Annotated in this window: 17 protein-coding genes; 1 reads left to right on the top strand and 16 read right to left on the bottom strand. The window is 44.4% G+C overall.

Translation table 11 applies throughout. From position 1 onward, the window contains the following. Positions 1 to 6: 6 nt before the first annotated feature. The 6 genes from bshA to BC351_RS37410 form a co-directional block, all read right to left on the bottom strand. Positions 7 to 1179 carry an N-acetyl-alpha-D-glucosaminyl L-malate synthase BshA gene (bshA, locus tag BC351_RS37435; RefSeq protein ID WP_079420736.1) on the bottom strand — a complete coding sequence of 391 codons (1173 nt, stop codon included), beginning with the start codon at positions 1177 to 1179 and terminating at the stop codon, positions 7 to 9. A gap of 17 nt (positions 1180 to 1196) precedes the next feature. Next, positions 1197 to 1889, bottom strand: coding sequence for a bacillithiol biosynthesis deacetylase BshB1 (gene bshB1, locus BC351_RS37430; RefSeq protein WP_079420735.1), 693 nt, complete (start codon positions 1887 to 1889; stop codon positions 1197 to 1199). A 1-nt stretch (position 1890) separates the two neighbouring features. Then, complete coding sequence (locus BC351_RS37425) at positions 1891 to 2310, bottom strand: methylglyoxal synthase (protein ID WP_079420734.1); 420 nt, start codon at positions 2308 to 2310, stop codon at positions 1891 to 1893. Between the two features lie 26 nt (positions 2311 to 2336). Further along, positions 2337 to 3140, bottom strand: coding sequence for a 4-hydroxy-tetrahydrodipicolinate reductase (gene dapB / locus BC351_RS37420; protein ID WP_079420733.1), 804 nt, complete (start codon positions 3138 to 3140; stop codon positions 2337 to 2339). Between the two features lie 33 nt (positions 3141 to 3173). After that, entirely contained in the window at positions 3174 to 3677 is a 504-nt protein-coding gene (locus BC351_RS37415; RefSeq protein ID WP_079420732.1) for a tetratricopeptide repeat protein, read from the bottom strand. A gap of 63 nt (positions 3678 to 3740) precedes the next feature. Further along, complete coding sequence (locus BC351_RS37410) at positions 3741 to 4079, bottom strand: nucleotide pyrophosphohydrolase (RefSeq protein ID WP_079420731.1); 339 nt, start codon at positions 4077 to 4079, stop codon at positions 3741 to 3743. Between the two features lie 112 nt (positions 4080 to 4191). Between BC351_RS37410 and BC351_RS37405 the strand changes: the two genes are divergently transcribed. Then, positions 4192 to 5064 carry a YitT family protein gene (locus BC351_RS37405; RefSeq protein WP_079420730.1) on the top strand — a complete coding sequence of 291 codons (873 nt, stop codon included), beginning with the start codon at positions 4192 to 4194 and terminating at the stop codon, positions 5062 to 5064. Between the two features lie 43 nt (positions 5065 to 5107). Here BC351_RS37405 and BC351_RS37400 read toward each other — a convergent pair whose 3' ends face one another. The 10 genes from BC351_RS37400 to BC351_RS37350 form a co-directional block, all read right to left on the bottom strand. Next, entirely contained in the window at positions 5108 to 5986 is an 879-nt protein-coding gene (locus tag BC351_RS37400) for a sporulation protein YpjB (protein WP_079420729.1), read from the bottom strand. A gap of 66 nt (positions 5987 to 6052) precedes the next feature. Further along, positions 6053 to 6715: a DUF1405 domain-containing protein gene (locus BC351_RS37395; RefSeq protein ID WP_244209312.1), complete on the bottom strand. Its 663-nt coding sequence runs from the start codon at positions 6713 to 6715 to the stop codon at positions 6053 to 6055. Between the two features lie 62 nt (positions 6716 to 6777). Then, entirely contained in the window at positions 6778 to 7668 is an 891-nt protein-coding gene (locus tag BC351_RS37390; protein ID WP_079420728.1) for a menaquinol-cytochrome c reductase cytochrome b/c subunit, read from the bottom strand. A gap of 19 nt (positions 7669 to 7687) precedes the next feature. Further along, a complete protein-coding gene (gene qcrB, locus BC351_RS37385; protein WP_028554311.1) occupies positions 7688 to 8359 on the bottom strand; it encodes a menaquinol-cytochrome c reductase cytochrome b subunit in 672 nt (223 codons plus the stop codon). Positions 8360 to 8376: 17 nt separating this feature from the next. After that, entirely contained in the window at positions 8377 to 8922 is a 546-nt protein-coding gene (locus BC351_RS37380; RefSeq protein WP_079420727.1) for a QcrA and Rieske domain-containing protein, read from the bottom strand. A gap of 282 nt (positions 8923 to 9204) precedes the next feature. Continuing rightward, complete coding sequence (locus BC351_RS37375) at positions 9205 to 9636, bottom strand: DUF2487 family protein (RefSeq protein ID WP_079420726.1); 432 nt, start codon at positions 9634 to 9636, stop codon at positions 9205 to 9207. A gap of 70 nt (positions 9637 to 9706) precedes the next feature. Next, positions 9707 to 10732, bottom strand: a complete 1026-nt coding sequence (locus BC351_RS37370) for an LCP family protein (protein WP_079420725.1) — start codon at positions 10730 to 10732, stop codon at positions 9707 to 9709. Between the two features lie 155 nt (positions 10733 to 10887). Further along, positions 10888 to 11079 (bottom strand): IDEAL domain-containing protein, encoded by a 192-nt coding sequence (locus BC351_RS37365; protein ID WP_079420724.1) that lies wholly within the window; start codon positions 11077 to 11079, stop codon positions 10888 to 10890. 207 nt (positions 11080 to 11286) lie between these two features. Continuing rightward, positions 11287 to 12402, bottom strand: a complete 1116-nt coding sequence (locus BC351_RS37360) for a hypothetical protein (RefSeq protein ID WP_079421020.1) — start codon at positions 12400 to 12402, stop codon at positions 11287 to 11289. Between the two features lie 460 nt (positions 12403 to 12862). Beyond that, positions 12863 to 14191 carry an IS91 family transposase gene (locus tag BC351_RS37350; RefSeq protein WP_167388014.1) on the bottom strand — a complete coding sequence of 443 codons (1329 nt, stop codon included), beginning with the start codon at positions 14189 to 14191 and terminating at the stop codon, positions 12863 to 12865. Positions 14192 to 14220 lie beyond the last annotated feature (29 nt).

The following is a 14220-nucleotide window of genomic DNA, read 5'->3' as shown; positions in this document are numbered from 1 at the left end:
CCTATCTTATTGACAGAATGACGCTGTAATCCGATGTGATTCGGGAAGCTCTCTTCCCAGCACGCGGTAATAAATTTCCTCATATTGCATGGTTGTGATGTCGTTGCAGAACGTATTTCTGGCACGCATCAAACAGTTCTGCACAACTTGCTCATATAACGCTTGATTGCTTAGCAGGTTAACGGCAAGCTCAGCCATTTTCTCCGTATCTCCCACTTCTGCCAAATAACCCGTTTCGCCGTGGGTAATAAGCTCAGGAATACCTCCGGCATTCGACCCAATCGTTGGCACACCGCAAGCCATTGCTTCTAGCGCAACTAGCCCAAAGCTTTCTTTCTCCGAAGGCAGCAGCATCACATCCGCCAATGAAATCACCTGAGCGACATCATCTTGCTTGCCGCAGAAGGTTACCTTATCCGTAAGTCCCATTTCTTTGACTTTCGCAATCATTTTGGACAGATCAGGGCCTTCCCCGACAAACAATAGACGCGAAGGAATTCGTTGACTGACTTTTGCAAAAATATCAACAACATCCTGCACACGTTTAACCGGTCTGAAATTGGAAATATGAATTAATATTTTTTCTTCCGGCCGTGCAAACTCACTTCTTAGCTTGGAAATATCCCGGGGGTAATACACGCGCTTATCAACAAAGTTATACGTTAAATCAATATCTCGATCTATATCCAGTGATTCCCTAGTTTCTTTAATTAAATCCTTCGATACGGCGGTAACCGCATCACTTTCATTAATCGCATACCGAATTAAGTCAGAAATCGATTGATCCTGCCCCAGAACGGTTATATCTGTCCCGTGAAGCGTCGTAACTACTTTAAGCTTCGTACCCACCATCTGCTTCGCTAACAGCGCGCACACAGCATGTGGGATCGCGTAATGCACATGCAATAGGTCCAGTTCTTCCATTTTGGCCACCTGGGCCAATTTACTAGCCAAAGAAAGGTCGTAAGGCGGATAACGGAAAACATAATATTGACTGACTTCGACTTCGTGATAGAAAATATTTTTATGAAATTTACCCAAGCGAAACGGCATGCTGTGGGTAATAAAGTGAACCTCGTGTCCTTTTTCGGCAAGCAGCTTGCCAAGTTCAGTAGCAACCACACCTGATCCGCCCAAAGTTGGATAACAAGTGATGCCAATTTTAAGTTTGTCGTTCATCCTACACCTCTTTTCGATCAATCGAAACGATCTACCACATAGGGCAGCTTGGATACAAAGCCTTCTGCATACGTAATCATGCGTTTTTGCCCCATAAGGCGGTCGCGAGCTTCTACACGCTCTACATACCCTTGATTTAGCGGCGTTGCTACAGTTCCCTGCCCTGTAATAAACTGAGAACGGTAGGCACTTAGCGCTGCTAATTTTTGGGCATGCCATTCCGTCACATTAACCATTATATCTGCTTCATACACATCATTTATAAAATAAAAATACAAGTGTTCCACATTCACCGGCTCGGAATCCGGCAAATATTTTCGCAGCTTCGCATTGAAGACTGCTTCTTGAATTAATTCAGAACAAGCAATATGGTCAGGATGACGGTCCTGCCAATAAGGCGCGAACACAATCCTTGGTTGATACGTTCGAATTTCTTGCGTAATGCGCTCAATGTGGCCGCGTGTGGCCGACAGTCCCCGATCCGGTAACCCCAGATTGGTTCTGACCGTCAACCCCAACAGGCTTGCAGCCTCATTCGCTTCTTCCATTCTCGTTTCCACTGTTCCATTCGAAGACATCTCGGCATAAGTTAAATCGCAAATGCCGACCTTCACGCCTTGAGCGGTATGTTTGGCAATCGTTCCACCCATCCCAATCTCAGCATCATCAGCATGCGCGCCAAAAATAAGGATATCCAGTTTATCGCTCATGTTATTCAATACCTGGCTTATATTTATGTACGAGTTCCCGCCATGCAAAATCCCCGCGATCAAGCGCTCTAACGAGCAGCTCCGCTGTCGCAACATTCGTCGCGCAAGGAATGCCTTGAACGTCGCAAAGACGCAGGAGGGCAATAATATCAGGCTCATGCGGCTGAGCCATCAATGGATCTCGCAAGAAGATAATAAAGTCCATCTCATTTTCAGCTACTAATGCGCCAATCTGTTGATCCCCGCCAAGAGGACCTGACATAAACCGGTGAACATCTAATTTCGTGTTGTCCATAATGCGCTGTCCTGTTGTTCCTGTTCCATAGAGCTTATGTCCTTGAAAGACATGCTCATAGGCGGTTATAAAGTTCACCATTTCGTCTTTCTTACGATCATGGGCAATTAGTGCAATCTTCAACATCCTACATTCCACTCCCCTAGGGCTCTTTAATCTATAAAATGCTCAAAACCGTAAATCATTCCGCTATACGTCATTACCTTGCGTATGGCGATCGCAACCCCCGGCATATAGGCCGCTCGGTCATAAGAGTCGTGCCTTATTTTCAGCGCTTGGCCAGGCTCGGCCATGATTACTTCCTGTTGGGCAAAAATGCCCGGCAGTCGAACACTATGTATTCTAAACCCATTGTAATACCCACCGCGTGAGCCTTCAATGGTTTCTTCTTCATTCGGATTCCCTTGACGACGTTCTTCTCTCACCTCGGAGATCAGCTCAGCCGTTTTCACCGCCGTACCCGAAGGAGCATCAAGCTTCTGATCACCATGGTATTCGATGATTTCCAAATTCGGAAAGTATTTAGAGGCTTGCGCTGCGAATTTCATCATCAGAATCGCGCCGATCGAGAAGTTGGGAGCGATCAAGCCACCGATGCCCGCTTCTTGACACAGCTTGTCCAATTCAGCAATAGCTTGAGGCGTGAAGCCGGTTGTCCCCATCACAGGGCGGATACCTAAACGAATCGCTAGATTCGTATGAGAAACCGCAGTTTGCGGTCCTGTAAAATCTACGATTACATCCGGTCTTGTCTCAGTAAGCGCCTGCTCTACATCGTTGCTCATCTTGACGCCGCATTCCTCGAAGCCAACCATCTTCCCCAAATCAATTGGGCCAGAGGTGCGGGAAATACCTGCAACCAGCTCCATATCGGACTCTGTGAGTACAGTCTTCACGACCTCTCGACCCATTCTTCCACTTGCTCCAATGACTACTACTCGAATTTTACGATCCATGCGCCGTATATCTCCTTTGTGTATGTTTCCAACCTATGATTTCAACTTCCGTTTATAGCGTGCAGCCTGCTGCTTCGCAAGCTCATGATTAGGCTCCAAGCGAATGGCTTCCAATATCGTTTGATACGCTCTCGCATAATCATTGCGAAGAGCAAATACTTCGCCTAGTATAAGATACGCTTCTATCGCGAGAGGATCAAGAACAATCGCTTCTTTCAGCAAAAAAATAGCTCGTTCGGCATGCTCGGATTTGGTGCTTAACTCCTTTTGCGCATGATCGACCAATTCTCTGGCATGCAGGACTTGCAAATGATAGCGATATCCTTCATTGCCTGCTTCCAGCTCAAGCGCCTTCTTAGCATGCTCAATAGCCTGAACCAGCTTATTGCTTCTTGCAAAGGTAATCGAAAGTTTATAGTGATAGGCAGCATTGTCCGGTTCTGCAGCTATCGCTTTTTCAAACCATTCAATGGCTAATTCGAAATCATGACCAAGTATGGCTTCGTACGCTTTCTGTATTTGATCTTCTCCATTCATCTGCCCATCCTCCTTTTCGAAAGTCAGTCTCCCGTCTTCGAGGGATAGTACAGTTTATGAAGCTTACGTAGTTTCGGTGTTAATTTTGGTCCAACGACCTGCATCCCTCGTGTTGAATTTGTGCATGATTTTATCATGAGCTTCGGTCAAATCAATTCCTAGCGAGTTAGCAAAACAAATCGTAATGAACAAAATATCGCCCAGCTCCAGCTCTATGGAATTATCTGCTTCGGTACTTTTTTTGGGCTTTTCACCATAGGTATGGTTGACCTCTCGTGCCAGTTCCCCAACTTCCTCAGACATTCTCGCCAGCATCGCCAAAGGACTGAAATATCCTTCCTTGAACTGGGAAATATAAGTATCAACTTCTTGCTGTATATCTTTAAGTGTACGTTCCGACATGTTCACCCTTCTTTCCATCATGTTCACCAAAGCTATCATTACTATGTTAAACTAAACAAGAAAAGTTGACAAATTTTTTTGACCAACTCATCACGTACCCGGAGGAAAAAAAATGATTTTCAAAGAACGATTTGCTGATCAATTTATGAATGTCCTTGCCATTATGATCGGCACAGCTATCTACGCGTTTGGCTTGCATTATTTCGTCATCTCGAATGAGTTGATGGAAGGGGGCGTTACGGGCATTTCATTGCTGTTAAAATACGTACTGAACGTTCCGCCTTCGATCTCGACTTTAGTCATTAATATTCCTTTATTCTATTTGGGGTGGCGAGTCTTTGGCAAAGGTCCCATGCTGTATACGATTTTCGGCGTTGTCTCTCTCTCTTTCTTTCTATGGGTGATGGAAGTGCTTATTCGCCTTCAGTGGCTAGTCCCTTTCCACACCAGTCAAGACTACTTCTTAGCTACCTTGTATGCGGGGATTAGTTTAGGAACAGGGCTTGGACTCGTATTCCGATTTGGCGGTACGACGGGGGGATCCGATATATTAGCCCGTATCGGACAGAAAAAAAGAGGCTGGAGTGTCGGACAGGTCATCCTTATCATCGATGTTGTCGTCATCGGCTCTTCTTTTCTTTATTTGCCGAAGGAGAAAGTCCTTTATTCGCTCGTTGCGGTCTTCGTCAGTTCTCGTATCATTGATTACATATCGGAAGGTGCCTATACCGCTAAAGCCTTTACAATTATCAGCGATCAGGCTGTTCCTATGGCTAAATCCATCACCCAGGAGCTAGACCGGGGCGTAACCCTGTTTCCTGCCCGTGGTGCTTACTCTGGCAATAATAAAGAAGTCGTTTACTGCGTCGTCTATCGTCATGAAACACGAAGACTTAAAGAACTCATTCATTCCATAGATCCCCAAGCATTCATTATTATTGGTGAAGTACACGATGTCATTGGAGAAGGCTTCAAGACACAATGACAAAAAGTGGGTTGCGCATCATGTCTGCGCAACCCACTTTTTGTCATCTATTTTCGCTCTCGCGCGTTGACTTGACCGTTACCAAGCTTCTCCCTGACTGATACATCCTCCAACCAACATAAGACAGAACGCTGACGATTATGAGACCAATCCCTAAAGACCAAATAATCGGCTGTCTCGGGTCTGTAATAGGTACAAAGGCAATGGCATCCTTATTCTTCAGGAACAACTCATCCAACACTTGATTCAAATGCGTTAAGCCTGACTCCACTTGGCGTGCAGCCATTGGCTTCTCACTGATATTCTTGTGCAGAAAAACCAGCAAAGAATCAAGCTTCTGTACCGAGCTTGCCTCGCGGCTGATCAGTAAAGCAGGATGAATAATTGCGATATGCTGTGACATTTTACCGAAATCTGCCAATGCATCCGCTTGTTTGTTGGACTGGATATCCTGCGTCAATAACAGGGCATCGTTTTGAAGCACTTTATGATATTGCAACCACATGGGTTGATTTTTATGTGTCAGAGCATCTGTGGCAAGTCGTATCTTGGCAACGGCAACCTGTCCTTCATCAGAAGAATATTGAGCCGCGTTATAGACTCTTTTCGCTTGCGTTATCGTTTCCGTCAAAGCATTCAGGCCTTCCACCGAAGTAATGCCTTCAAAATGAATTTTCGGAATTTGATCCGATATTTGCTGCAATTTATTCCGTGCCTCCACGACTTGTCCATCCATCGTTTGTTTGTACATCTCGTCAGCGATTTGATTCAAAAACTCCACTCGCTGAATTTGATCTGTATCTATGGGCTTAGCAGCTTGTCCAGTCGTATTTGTACTTACCCCGCAAGCCGCGCTGATCGATGCAACAATCGTGAGCATAAGTGTTGTTGCAAGCATTCTCGTCCTGATGGAAATAAACATGGGACATCCCCTCCTTCACCATCATCATATGGAGGTTCGTCCCAATTTAGACCAGACAATATACAGTTATCGCGCTGTTTTCTGACGTGTCGCCAGACATAGAACAGCAATGATGATGCTTATCACGCTTAAGCTAATCGTAAAGCCTTCAATTATTCGATAGTAATTGTCTACGAGCACATCAGGCAGCCTTGGAAAAACGCCTCTTTCATAGTCCATGAAATCGTTCCAGAACGTCCACACCGCCACAAGGACTACCGCTGTAAGCTTGTAGCGGTACCATCTAACAAATAATAGCGCTTCCACTGCCATAGCCAAGTGAGATGCTGTCAGCATCCAGCCATCCCAGCCAACCGCTACACCATGCCAAGCCCCTGCCCATATCATCGTAACCGCCCAAATGCCATATTTAAAGGATGTAATTAATGCAAAAGCTTCAATAAATCCGCGAATGGCTTGATATAGTTTATTAGGCTTACTCGTTAAGCTGTAATCCATCAGCAAGTAGCCAATGGTTAAAGTGAAAAATAGACTCGCCGTTGGACTGTCTGGCACGAAAAACACATACCACAGCGGTTTCTCCACAATGGTATCGGTCATTTGCAACCAGTACCACTCATAACCGTAGATGGTTCCAAGAAGATTTGTGATGAAAAACAACCACAACATTTTTTTGCTTAACAGAAAATCCTTGCTCCAAAAATAGGCAATAGATAACCCTTCCTGCAAGTAAGCTCCTCCTCAACCTGATTTAAAAAAACCTGACCGCTCACGCGATCAGGTTTCCCTTTTTATTGGGCTTTTTGTTTGGCTAACCATTCTGTCAGCTTCGTGATATCAGCATCTGTTAAGCCTTTATCAATATTAGCTTGGTACTGTTTACCCATGTTGCCCTTACCATTTTTGATAATGCCAAGAATTTCATCTTGGGAATGCTTGTCACCTACACCAAGTAGGGCTGGTACACCAGAAGCCGGCATTCCTTTAAGTCCTGCGCCATGACAAGATAAGCAAGTAGCTTTCTTGTAAATTTCTGCGCCTGGATCATCAGCGGCAACAATAGCTGCGCCTTTTTTCGTCTCTTTGGAAGCACCGCCGCCTGCAGCAGCACCTTTGTTTGCGTGCATTTCTTCTTCACGCTTAATGTGCTCAGGGACGATATTTTTCTCTTTCAATTCCACTTGATAATGAGCCCATGACGTGTACGTCAAATATGTACATGCAACTAAAGACAAGATCATAAGGGATGAAGCAATTGGTCTTCTGTAGAAACGACGCTCTTTGCCTGTATCCAAGAAAGGTGCAAGCAGCAAGCCGCCGAACAGTAAACCAGGTACAACAACCGCACCAAGAACAACATAATCTCCTGATGTATATGGGTATTTCAGCAATTGATACATGAACAAGAAGTACCAATCCGGCATTGGAATGAACGCCGTGTTCTTAGGATCCGCAGGATAACCGAGCGGAGCTGGATCGGACATGACCAGTACTAACATACCGACCAAGACGACAACACCAACCATCCACTCTTTCAGTAAGAAATTTGGTACAAACGCTTCTGATTTCCCGGGATAAGCAGAATAATCTCTAGGAATCAGTCGTTGCTCTTGTGATTTCTTAATTACGCGGGAATCTCCCACATAAACGATTTTTTCGTCAGACTTATGACCATGCGCCACGCATTGACCCTCCTTTCAATTATAGCGGTCCGGAAATACCTTGTTTGCGAATCATGAAGAAATGTCCAGCAAGCAAAGCTAGCAGAACGCCCGGCAGGAAGAATACGTGGATGGCGAAGAAACGAGTCAATGTTTGTGCGCCAACGATGCTTCCACCTTGCAGCAATGTTTCAATGTAAGGTCCCGCAAATGGAACAGATGCTGCAATTTTCATACCTACTTGCGTAGCGAAATACGCTTTGTTATCCCAAGGAAGCAGGTATCCGGTAAAACCAAGACCTAACATAACGAAGAAAATCAACATGCCTACAACCCAGTTCATTTCACGAGGAGCTTTGTACGAACCAGTGAAGAACACGCGCAGGGTATGTAAGAACATCATAACGATTACTAAGCTGGCTCCCCAGTGGTGCATACCTCTGACGATAACACCGAAAGCCACTTTATGTTGCAAATAGTCAACGCTTGCATACGCGTTGATAATATCAGGCGTGTAGTACATCGTTAAGAACATACCTGACAAAATTTGAATAACTGTGATGAAAAACGTCAATCCGCCGAAGCAATATACGAAAGCGGAAAAATGATGAGCAGGGTTTACGTGCTCTGGAACCTCGTGGTCTGCTACATCCCTCCACATTGGCGTAATATCAAGACGTTCGTCAATCCAGTTGTATACGTTTTTAAACATCTGATGCTGACGCCTCCTTATACTCTTGTGTTAGCATGTAGTTGTCCCACATAAACGAAGCCATTCTCTACTTTGGTCGTGTATTCGTCCAGTGGCTTAGGTGCTACCGCAAGGTTCTTGCCATCTTGCGTATAGTGAGCACCATGACAAGGACAGAAATACTGATCTTTGTAGGCAGGGTTGTCGTTCCAGTTGACTGTACACCCAAGATGCTTACAGGTTGGATTCAACGCAAAGAGCTTGCCGCCGCTGTCTTTGGAGATCCATGCAACCAATTCAGCATCACTTTCGTACCAGCCATCTACTTGATGGACTTGGAACGTAAACGCTTGTGGAACATTTGTAATTTTACTTTCTTCGACAACTTTAACCCAGTCCGAAGCACTTTGCTTTTGAAGGACAGGATCTACAGCAAACCGTATCATCGGTATAATAATACCGGCCCCCATGAATCCTCCAGCGCCACCAAGGGTGTAAGAAAGAAATTGCCGACGAGACATTTCGCGTTTGGTCCCGGGCTTCTTCCCATGCTGTTCTTCTTTGTGATTGTTGTGATCACTCATTCTCAGGTCTACCCTCCTACATTGGCCGATGTCCGAACCCTCTCGGACGTCAGTTACCTCTATCACGTGTCGTTCGACATTACACTACATAACTAGGACATTACTAATAATAGCCTAGGACTACTAGGTCGTCAAGAATCCATAACTCCTTTTAGTCGATTGAAATCTTGGCCTTCGAACAAATTTTAACGAAATTGTCACAACTTTTTCACAGGCATTGTAAGCAGTTACTCCCCTTATCCTGCACAATTTTTTTTCCAATAATACGCTTTGTGAATAAAGTTAGTCACTCCGCTGCCACAATTGCTGAACTTGCTTGGAAATACTTGATTTGATCTGCTCCGACTCTGTTGTCCACTGATCCATATCTACGGCAATGAATAAATCTGTTTCGTCGGCTTTCCACTCAGCAGCTTCTTTATGTACGGTTAGAACGATGATATAACGGAACCCCATTCTTTTTAGATGAAGCGAGATGGTATTCAGCTGATCTCTGATCTGGGTGCCGGTTATATAATGAAGCGCCGGATAGGTGACCACTCTGCCTTTGTAAGGAAGCTCTATCGTTTCCAAAGCATCGCGCAGCTTCTCTAACGTAATCGTCACTTGCGTAGGATCTTCAAAACCTGTCAACCCGGTGACCGGGAGCAAGCAAGTATCCAAATAAGGTTTCAAATCAGGCCATTCTTGTGCAGGTACATCATTAAACTTCAATACAACTTACCTCCCTATCGTTTGCCAAAAAAGGGCTTACTATGTAATCTCAGCAATCTCTTCTTGTACTTTAATCCGTCCTCACCTGACTGTCAATTGAAAGGCTGTTTTCTCCGCGCAGCGCAGCGAATGCATCGTCCAAATCCTGCTGCTTGACAACCAGATAAGGACTCTCCCATTCACCGTCCAAATGGATGTACTGAACCGTTGCCGGTTTCAATTCGCGATAGGATTTAGTCATCGTCCGCAGTTCCTCAGAAGGGATATCCGTTTTGATGGAGCTTCCGATGATATCCAGAATGCCGCCCCAAGCAGTAATTCCGTTCAAGGACGTTAATTTATTAAGCAACTCATTCAGCACGAATTGTTCTCTTTGATTTCTAACCGTATCGGAGGACTCTGCTGTACCCATATTGGATTTGCGATAACGGATATAGTCGAGTACCTGCTTGCCGTCCAATAGCTGAAGTCCTTTTTTCAAATTAATATCTGTACCGTCGCTATCATCCTGATAACGCATATCCATGTCTACATCTACTGTCATACCTCCCAATTGATCAATTAATTTGCGAAATCCGTCAAAATTAATGACCGACATATAATCAATGGGCACTTGATATACGCGACTAAACAGGTTTTTCGTTTCATTGAGCGCCGTATTTTTGTTTTTATTATAATAATAGGCGTAGAAATAATTCGCTTTGTGAGAAGTTTCCAGTCCTGATTTCGCAGCTTCAACCTCTAGATCTCTTGGGATAGAAACGACAGTACCTTGATGGGTCTGCGGATCTACCCGAAAAAGCATCATGACGTCCGTATTCAACGATCCTTCGCTGCCTTCTCTTTCATCAGTTGCTGTCAATAAGAACGTTAACGGCTTGCTCTCGGCTTTAACGGTTTGACTCAAGTTAATATTGTTTCCGGGGAAGTTGGGCGCTCCAGTTGCTTCCGGTGCCGCAATGTGATCAATAGTTTGATTAATTTTATGAGTCAGAAAAGCAGCGTAAAGGGATAATGAGCCCACCAGCATGGCGACTGCAATGATCCCTGCCATTATGATTTTCCGTTTTTTAGTAAAACCTTTTTTGGATTCCATGTTATTTCTCCTTATGTTCAAATGATCTGTTTAAATATAATGGACGTAAGGGATAACGATTTGGTTCTTTTTCTCACATTTATTCAAATCAAAAAAGACAAGTGATTAAACATCACCTGCCTTTCTCATCTCTTGCTATTGCAGCTGCAATGACCTCATGAACCTGATGATTGTAATGTTTTCAGCTCTGACGTAAGAGCAAGGAATGTCGTTTGATCTCCCTTGGCCAGTGCACGATCAATCTCTTTATAGAGATTTTCTTCTTTATATTTGCGAATGGCATCATCCCAAACCATTTCCGCGAAAAGTGCCAGCAGCGCGTTGTTAGATACATTCATTTTTCCCATGAGACCTACCTCCAAATGTTGTCCGCGGTTTGTCAGGAGCTTCTTTTTCGCAAAAACATGTTGAATTGTAACCTGGTGTATGCCAACCCCTGTATGTGGCTCCTACTTCATCATATTCATAACGCACAGGAGCGCTTCCTTCAATCGCCCGATTCGCTAGGAATGTGTCTTTACCTACTTTATCGGAATTCTCCGAATACATGCCTTTTAAAATAGAACGACCTTGTCTTCTTCGTTAACGAAAGTCCCTTGAATCACTTTGCTCCCCAGCTTCGTTAGCTGGACAACTGTCCCATGCACCTCATCGTCCCCGATCCGGATTAATCCCAAATGCATCATCATTTGGAGGATGCGCTGTTCAACAATCGAAGTCGAGCTGTCATAATAAAATGGCTTAACCAATTTGCAGAGCACATCCGACAGGGAAGCCATCGTAACCCATTGCCCCCCCAAACGATCAATCCAGCCCGCCATGCTTGGGAGATTAGGGATTGGATTTTTGTAGAGACGCAGCCAAAATTTATAGACTTCTGTCAGGTTTTCTTTCTTCCCCTCCGTCAAGCGGGATTTCCCTTCTTCCGTCAAGCGCAGTGTTAGTCCATGCTCGCTAATCAAATTCCGATAGTAGCAATAATCGTAGATGAATGAAAATCGGTTCGGATACTCTTTAAATAAACGACCATAGCCAAACCGCCATGTCCCTTTTGTGACCATTTCTTCCTGAACCGATAAACGGTCAAGAAGCTGCTGCAGTTGTCGTTTGTACATCGAGCCGTCAGTCGTAAGCGGTATGTCTGGTTGTCCCGAGAGGAATGTCAAGAAATGAAAGATGTCGTCCACAATAAGCATTTGCTCATCCCTATAAACAGTAGGCTCTGACGATATTTGCAGCGACTGTTTGAATTGATTAGTCAGCGCATCGCTAAACTTGCGTTTCAAATCTTCCGGTACGTGGAACAAAAATTTCGTCTGTTGGGAATACCCGTTAAAAAGCCAACCCAGCTTCTTAAATTTAATAACCATATCCCGGGGATTCCAATCGCTCGACTCGTCTTTCTGGAAACGCGATTGCTGAACTCTAGCGATCAATTCTTCAATGCTGAACGCATTGCGAGAATCGAACAGAAGAGAATTCAAGAATCGGATATCCTCTTGATTCAAGCTTTGAATATGCTTCTCGAAAATTTCTCTGCGCAGCGCTGTGCTTAGAATCGATTGAATTAATTCATTCTTCGAATGACCGTTGCATTGGCATTCATAGGTATGAGCAATTCGACCTAAATCATGAATATCAGCATAGCTGAGCATGTCCGCTAGGTTCATTTGCATCCTACATCCCCCAATTGCGAAGCCTTCTGCTTCGTGGTTTCTAGTAACCATTATGGGATTTTTTCCCGAAAATATTCCGTTTAACATAAGAAAAACCGTCAGGGAAAACATCCTGACGGTCCTTTTACGTGTAAACCCATACTTTTGTTCATGGGGAGGGATGGATGTGGGGTTCCAACCGCTGTTGAAATCGTGTTTTTTGAATTTATTACGCGGTATAAACACGATTTCAAAGGCGGCACGTAAACTTTCCACCCTCACACCCATCCCTCTTCTATTCTACTTTGAGCTGCCTTCCACTTCTTTGTTCTCTAACCGGTCTGAGACCCGGTATTCGTATCCATATATCCCTTTGTAATACTCTGGATACATAGCTCCTCCACAGCTTTCACATGTAAATTGTGGCGGTACTGCCCGGTCCCCTCGATCCATTCGATCAAAATCTTGCACGACATTAAGCGGTATGCTTTCCACTTCCGAACAAGTCAAACATATATACTTCACTGTCTGTTTCGACAGCACGTAGTTGCTTAGGGACAACTGGGGTTTCTTCTTTTTGCTTTTTGTTTTTTTGCTTCCCGGTGAGATCTCGAATCATCCTTTCTAAACAGCCTCGCGCTCTCTCGCAGACTGCATATTTAATCGTTAGTTTGCCTTCTTCTAGACAGACTTCCCCCTTGTATTCATAGTAACATTCGCACTTTGGACACACCAGCGGGTCTTTACCCGTTATTCTTTGTATTCGTTCTCTCCAATTTCTGCGCTTCAGACGTCTTTGAGCGCGTACGATCCACTTCCTTGCTTCTTTTTGCCAACTTGTCACCAGCATTTTACTTACCTTTTTCAGCCTGCGCGAATAGACCCCATAATACCGGATTGTTTTAAAGTTTTCATCCGGAATATGCCGTATGACCCTTGCAATAAATTCTTCGACCGTTACTTTTTCCGTCTTCTCTTCCCCACTTTTTTTATCGTGGTAGCTGAACACGACGTATTCCCCGTCATAGGACTGGATTCGCTTTAACGCAATAGCTGGTCGCTTTATGTAGCGTCCTATGTAGCCTAGCTGGTTCTTTACGTTCCCTTTTTGTTTCGGCGCATGCACATAAAAACCTTCCCCATTGGCCGAGTAGGCTTGCTGCAGTCTGGACTGTACTTGTTTCTTCTCTTCTTCGTTCAAGCTTCTTCGAATGAGCTTTAACACCACAGTTTGCCACTGTTTTCTAAGCATTTCGAACGGCACGTAATCATACGTTTTCCATTCTCCATTTGATTTCATTCCACCCATCGTCACCAGCATATGGACATGTGGATTAAAGTTCAGACGTGAGCCAAAGGTATGTATTCCCGCAATGATGCCAGGTGTAATCTTATGTTTCTTTTCAAAATGTTCTTTTATGATTCGCACGGCCTCGTCCATGAATTCTTTCAACATTTTCCGATGCTGCAAAAAGACGCGCCATAACCCTTCATCAATGGTAAATACCACATGTCGATGATTGACTTGGAAGACATCTTCCATCAACACGCGGCTCCATTCTTCCGTTTCGCCACAGGAGCATGTTGTGCAAAAACGGCCTTTACAGCGGTACGGCACTCTCCTTATGTCATGGCATCCTTCACAGACTAAAATTTTGAATCCATTTCTAGGATCACCACAGCCACGGAACTTTTGTACCTCTTTGATGACATTTGGCCTCATATGTTCTTTATGCTTTTCTACAAAGGCATCCCAATGCCGATGTTCATCAAAAAATATTCGCTTCATTACGTTCGGGTCCATACCTCTATTTTACCAAAAATTTTAAATAA

It is taken from the genome of Paenibacillus ferrarius (assembly GCF_002027705.1).
GTDB lineage: Bacteria > Bacillota > Bacilli > Paenibacillales > NBRC-103111 > Paenibacillus_E > Paenibacillus_E ferrarius.
Note: the sequence above shows the minus strand (reverse complement) of the source record. Positions and strands in the feature narration are given on the sequence as shown.

Coding starts and splice junctions, on each gene's coding strand:
- BC351_RS37400 (WP_079420729.1), bottom strand. CDS start 5,986: ATGTTTATTTCCATCAGGACGAGAATGCTTGCAACAACACTTATGCTC.
- BC351_RS37405 (WP_079420730.1), top strand. CDS start 4,192: ATGATTTTCAAAGAACGATTTGCTGATCAATTTATGAATGTCCTTGCC.
- dapB (WP_079420733.1), bottom strand. CDS start 3,140: ATGGATCGTAAAATTCGAGTAGTAGTCATTGGAGCAAGTGGAAGAATG.
- bshA (WP_079420736.1), bottom strand. CDS start 1,179: ATGAACGACAAACTTAAAATTGGCATCACTTGTTATCCAACTTTGGGC.
- BC351_RS37425 (WP_079420734.1), bottom strand. CDS start 2,310: ATGTTGAAGATTGCACTAATTGCCCATGATCGTAAGAAAGACGAAATG.
- qcrB (WP_028554311.1), bottom strand. CDS start 8,359: ATGTTTAAAAACGTATACAACTGGATTGACGAACGTCTTGATATTACG.
- BC351_RS37380 (WP_079420727.1), bottom strand. CDS start 8,922: ATGAGTGATCACAACAATCACAAAGAAGAACAGCATGGGAAGAAGCCC.
- BC351_RS37365 (WP_079420724.1), bottom strand. CDS start 11,079: ATGGGAAAAATGAATGTATCTAACAACGCGCTGCTGGCACTTTTCGCG.
- bshB1 (WP_079420735.1), bottom strand. CDS start 1,889: ATGAGCGATAAACTGGATATCCTTATTTTTGGCGCGCATGCTGATGAT.
- BC351_RS37410 (WP_079420731.1), bottom strand. CDS start 4,079: ATGTCGGAACGTACACTTAAAGATATACAGCAAGAAGTTGATACTTAT.
- BC351_RS37350 (WP_167388014.1), bottom strand. CDS start 14,191: ATGGACCCGAACGTAATGAAGCGAATATTTTTTGATGAACATCGGCAT.
- BC351_RS37415 (WP_079420732.1), bottom strand. CDS start 3,677: ATGAATGGAGAAGATCAAATACAGAAAGCGTACGAAGCCATACTTGGT.
- BC351_RS37370 (WP_079420725.1), bottom strand. CDS start 10,732: ATGGAATCCAAAAAAGGTTTTACTAAAAAACGGAAAATCATAATGGCA.
- BC351_RS37360 (WP_079421020.1), bottom strand. CDS start 12,402: ATGAACCTAGCGGACATGCTCAGCTATGCTGATATTCATGATTTAGGT.